A 4,275-nucleotide genomic window follows, 5' to 3' on the forward strand; every position below is an offset into this window, starting at 1 on the left:
AATGTCAATAAATAAGCTTAGCTTTTATTAAAATATAATTTTAATCTTAACCACATCAAGTGTTACATATAAGCCCAAACTTGCCAGACATACATACTTAGTCTAAATAGAAAAAAAATAAAAATAAAATGATTTTTTTTAGATCTTGAAGGGCTTTATAGATATGTTGCTCAACTGTACGAACCGAAACATTCAACTTCTCAGCAATTTCCGGTGAAGTCATCCCTTCCTCTCTGCTCATTAAAAAAATACGCCTGCGCTGTTCCGGCATGCGTTCAAGAGCCATCTGAACAAAAAGCTCAAGTTCATGAGCACAAAATTCATCATCCGGCGTAGGCAATCCCAGTTCCGCCATTCGCATTTTTTCTGCTGCAACATCCAAGTAGTCATATTCAACAGCCTTATGCTTCAAAAAATTATAGATATGGTTTCGTACAACTGTATATAAATAACTATCCAATTTTTCACGCTCTAACCATAAATCCGGTTTCTCCCATAGCTTAACAAAAATATCTTGAGCTATATCTTCTGCATCTTCTTCTGATTTTAACAATTGCCATGCGAAAGTTTTTACTTTGGGAAAATTCAGATCAAAAAACTTTTTAAAACGAAGAACTTTATCTTCCATTCGTGTGATAATCATCATGTATATCCATTAAGATTAACAAGTAAAATATAAAACCCTTCAACAAAGTTAATTATTAAATAATTTATCAACAACCTTTTTCATAAGAAAAGAATCAAAAAAAGAAAGATTTCAATAGTTTTCCGGACCTAAGCAACTAATAATCAATAGATAAGAATTAATTCATTATTTTTATTTGAAACAACTGTGCAAAACGACTATCTTTGTGCAAATATTAAGGTATAGATAAAAGATTTGCACTATGAAATATGATATTCCGTATATGACAACAGAGGCTGTAAGCCTGCTTAAATCACTGATTAGTATTCCTTCAATCAGCTGGGAAGAAACCCAGGCTGCGGATTTCCTGCAAAACTATATTGAAATGGCAGGTATGCAGACGGGACGTAAAGGAAATAATGTGTGGTGCTTTAGTCCGATGTTTGATCTGAAGAAGCCGACTATTTTACTTAACTCCCACATAGACACAGTGAAACCGGTTAACGGTTGGCGGAAAGACCCGTTCACTCCACGTGAAGAAAACGGTAAGTTATATGGATTAGGAAGTAACGATGCCGGTGCCAGCGTTGTTTCGTTATTACAGGTGTTCCTGCAACTATGTCGTACTTCGCAGAAATATAATCTGATTTATCTGGCCTCTTGTGAAGAAGAAGTTTCAGGTAAAGATGGAATTGAAAGTGTATTGCCGGGACTTCCTCCAGTCTCATTCGCTATCGTAGGAGAACCTACAGAAATGCAACCTGCCATTGCCGAAAAGGGATTAATGGTATTGGATGTGACCGCAACAGGTAAAGCAGGACACGCAGCGCGTAATGAAGGAGACAATGCTATTTACAAAGTATTGGATGATATTGCCTGGTTCCGTGACTATCGTTTTGAGAAAGAATCGCCCTTGTTGGGTCCCGTGAAGATGAGTGTCACTGTTATCAATGCCGGCACACAACACAATGTGATTCCCGATAAATGTACTTTCATCGTCGATGTCCGGAGTAACGAGCTTTACTCAAATGAAGAATTGTTTGCTGAAATCAAAAAGCATATTTCCTGTGAAGCCCAAGCTCGTTCATTCCGTCTCAATTCTTCACGAATTGACGAGAAACACCCATTTGTACAGAAAGCTATGAAGTTAGGACGCGTTCCTTTTGGTTCTCCAACATTGTCCGACCAAGCACTAATGTCCTTCCCATCGGTAAAAATTGGTCCGGGCCGTTCGTCACGTTCACACACGGCAGAAGAATATATCATGTTAAAAGAAATAGAAGAAGCTATCGGACTTTATTTAGAGCTATTGGACGGACTTCTGATTTAATAAAAGTCATTGGTGAATTGATAATTGTTATCCTATTATATAGTTCTCAACTATCAATTCACCCATACAATAAAAACAAAGCAACGATTATTCAAACAACTTCGATAAAGCTTCCTCCAGTTTTTCACCCCTTAAATTTTTGTCTATAACAATTCCCGTAGGATCTACAAGGAAAGTTCTGGGTATAGCATAGATACCATATATATCAGAAGCATCCACATCCAACAATTGTACCCAATTCATTCCAAGTTCTTCAACAGCAGCTCTCCAAGGTTTCAGTTTCCGATCTGTGGATATGCTAATCACCTCAAATCCCTTAGAAGCATATTTTTCATAAGCAGCTTTCACATTGGGCATTTCATGCCGGCAAGGTCCACACCATGAAGCCCAAAAGTCAATCAAGACATATTTTCCCTTACCCACATAATCAGACAAGAGCTTCATGTTACCTGCATTGTCTTTCACTTTAGCATCCGGGAAACGTTCACCAATCTTTATCTTGGCATCCATTTCCTGCCGTTTCTTTTGTTCTTCACGCTGTTCCGGAGTCATTTTATTTTCAAGTTCCGCCTTCATTCGGAGCTCTGCTTGGTTCTTCTTTTCCACAATATTTCTCACCAAATTATTTTGTGAAAACATAGGCGAAGCTTCTTTCATCAGAATCTTCATATCATCAAAAGGCATCATCATACCTCCAACGGAGAAAAGATATACACCCACTATACTATTCTTATAATCCTTTATACAATGTGATACAGAATCCACTTGTGCAAGAAAATTCTTCTCTATTTTATCATATCTTGCTCTAAATGCAGTATCATTCACCATCTTATCAGCAAATTCTTCAGATTTCATTCCAGTCATTAACTTATAAATACTATCTGATGTTTTCAACATATTATCCATTATTAGCTGCATACGATTTAAAGCTATATTCAATGAATCATTTAAAGGCGTTCCCCCTCTCTTATTCGCAGCAATATTTACTGATATTTCTCCTTTTTCGAAAATCAACGGATAGGTTTCTCCATCCATATCCTTGATGATTGCAATATCCGGCATCTGATGTACACCAGAAAAAGAGAACTTACCTTTTTCCACTGTTGTACTGTCCAAAACGACTTCTTTAGCTTGCTCTCCATCTCCCATCAGGCATAAATACAACAATTGATTATTCAATTCCTCATCAGCAATACCTCGGATAGAGAATTTCTCTTGGGCAGAAGAAAATATAGCAATAGCACAAAACGTGCATAAAATCATAATTCGATTTCTCATATAGAATAAATTTATATCAAAAACAGTAAACACTCATGTTCAATACCTGCTATTATCATTTCAAATTTTGATAATCATTTAAACTAATAATAGATCTTCTTATTTTTCTTATCGGAAATGGTCTGATAATCTTTCACCTTTATATTAAAATATGATTTAGACTTTCCATCATCATTAGAAGGCAACTGTTCTTTATCTTTTTTGTGTGGCAACTCAAGAATATCTATTTCTTTCACACTCTTCTTCAGTTTCGGGAATAAAAGACTGATATAAATATATTTATAATTAAATCCTTTGACAGCCAACAGCCTACCCATCGGAGCTCCACCATCATATCCCCGCACATTATACTCATCGCCACTTTTCTTATCGATAATCTTAAATCCCGGACTATAATACAACCATTGCCAATCCCAATAAATAGGTTGAATGAATGTCACTTTAGTATCATTCTTTCTCCTTTCAATCGAATATAAAGAAGGACTTGTAGACATCCCATTCTCATACGCTTTCTCATACACTTCTTCAGGAACTATAACTATACTATCGCTTGGAAGCATATAGGCTTGTGCATATAATTCTTTATCACGTTTCTTCTTTTGCTCATATTCTTTCAACCGCTGTTCACCTCTTTTTACTCGTTCGCTTTTCTCTGATCTAACCACTTTGAATGTCTCTGTCTGGAGTTGCTTCACTAACAACGGCATTGTCTCACGCATAACAATCAATGAAGCCTCTTTATATTTCTTACCTACGGGAGATTCATAAAATGCAGCAACAGCTTTTAATTCTTCCAAAGTTAAATGCTTCTCATAAACAGGCATATACATTTCAAACACCTTACTTTCTATTTTCTCTTTCCAGTTTTTAGAAAACTCATTCCAATAAGCCTCATCCTTTTCCGGCGCATTTAATTTCATCACAGATGTGATTTTTTGGAAGAAGTCATCCGTAGTAGCCGAAGCACCGGAAAGTACCATAATCTTTTTCAACGTTTCTTTGTACTCATCTGTCGCATTTGTATTTTGTGCAGAAGCTGGTA

The 4,275-nt window shown here is 36.3% G+C and carries 4 protein-coding genes; 1 reads left to right on the forward strand and 3 read right to left on the reverse strand.

The window, feature by feature from the left end; genetic code table 11:
- Positions 1 to 97 precede the first annotated feature (97 nt).
- Positions 98 to 643: an RNA polymerase sigma-70 factor gene (locus tag ACT8YW_RS05890; RefSeq protein ID WP_444104347.1), complete on the reverse strand. Its 546-nt coding sequence runs from the start codon at positions 641 to 643 to the stop codon at positions 98 to 100.
- Between the two features lie 244 nt (positions 644 to 887).
- On the opposite strand from ACT8YW_RS05890, the gene ACT8YW_RS05895 reads away from it, so the two are divergent.
- Positions 888 to 1,955: a M20 family metallo-hydrolase gene (locus ACT8YW_RS05895; protein WP_444104322.1), complete on the forward strand. Its 1,068-nt coding sequence runs from the start codon at positions 888 to 890 to the stop codon at positions 1,953 to 1,955.
- An 87-nt stretch (positions 1,956 to 2,042) separates the two neighbouring features.
- On the opposite strand, the gene ACT8YW_RS05900 is transcribed toward ACT8YW_RS05895, so the two are convergent.
- Together ACT8YW_RS05900 and ACT8YW_RS05905 are read right to left on the reverse strand one after the other, a co-directional pair.
- Positions 2,043 to 3,233 carry a redoxin domain-containing protein gene (locus tag ACT8YW_RS05900; protein WP_444104323.1) on the reverse strand — a complete coding sequence of 397 codons (1,191 nt, stop codon included), beginning with the start codon at positions 3,231 to 3,233 and terminating at the stop codon, positions 2,043 to 2,045.
- A gap of 83 nt (positions 3,234 to 3,316) precedes the next feature.
- Positions 3,317 to 4,275 (reverse strand): DUF2059 domain-containing protein (locus ACT8YW_RS05905; RefSeq protein ID WP_444104324.1); only part of this gene is annotated, 959 nt, incomplete at its 5' end.

It is taken from the genome of Bacteroides sp. (assembly GCF_052357945.1).
Taxonomy (GTDB): Bacteria; Bacteroidota; Bacteroidia; order Bacteroidales; family Bacteroidaceae; genus Bacteroides.

Bases quoted from the DNA above. Each gene is read 5' to 3' on its own strand.
- ACT8YW_RS05890 (WP_444104347.1), bottom strand. From the start codon at position 643: ATGATTATCACACGAATGGAAGATAAAGTTCTTCGTTTTAAAAAGTTT.
- ACT8YW_RS05900 (WP_444104323.1), bottom strand. From the start codon at position 3,233: ATGAGAAATCGAATTATGATTTTATGCACGTTTTGTGCTATTGCTATA.
- ACT8YW_RS05895 (WP_444104322.1), top strand. From the start codon at position 888: ATGAAATATGATATTCCGTATATGACAACAGAGGCTGTAAGCCTGCTT.